Origin of the sequence: Amycolatopsis albidoflavus (assembly GCF_039525725.1) — a bacterium.
In the GTDB taxonomy this organism is placed as follows: domain Bacteria; phylum Actinomycetota; class Actinomycetes; order Mycobacteriales; family Pseudonocardiaceae; genus Amycolatopsis; species Amycolatopsis albidoflava.
On the sequence record NZ_BAAAHV010000034.1, the window covers coordinates 1 to 573 of the forward strand.

Annotated in this window: 1 protein-coding gene; it reads left to right on the forward strand. The window is 79.1% G+C overall.

All coding sequences use genetic code 11. The annotated features are described in order from the left end of the window. Positions 1–573, forward strand: a 573-nt coding sequence (locus tag ABD156_RS47745; RefSeq protein ID WP_425546136.1) for a helix-turn-helix domain-containing protein, incomplete at both ends; no start/stop codon positions are given.

Here is a 573-nt window from a genome sequence, read left to right on the forward strand (position 1 = left end):
CCGGGCTGGCGGCGAAGCCGGCGGCGCGGGCGGTGGGGCTGGCGCCGACGACGGGGGTGCGGTTGTTCCGCCACGCTGGCGGGGTGATCGGGAATGCGCCCCGCCGGCCGGGGCCGGTGCGGCTGAGCCTGGCCGAGCGGGAGGAGATCGCCTGCCTGCGGGCGGCGGGCCACGGTGTCCGCGCGATCGGGCGGGCGATCGGGAGGCCGGCGTCGACGGTGTCGCGGGAGCTGGCCCGCAACACCGGGTCCGCGGGCGGGTATCGGGCGAGCAGCGCCCAGCACGCCGCCGAGCAGCGCGCGAGGCGGCCGAAGACGGCGAAGCTGGCCGCGGACCCGGCGCTGCGGGAAGCGGTGCAGGCCGGGCTGGGCCGGAAGTGGTCGCCGCGGCAGATCTCGGCGAGACTGGTCCTGGACTTCCCCGACCGGCCGGAGATGCGGGTGTCGCACGAGACGATCTACCAAGCGCTGTACGTGCAGGGCCGGGGCGCGCTGCGCCGGGAACTGTCCGCGGCGCTGCGGACCGGGCGGGCGCTGCGGACCGGGCGGGCGCTGCGGGTCCCGCGCCGCCAGG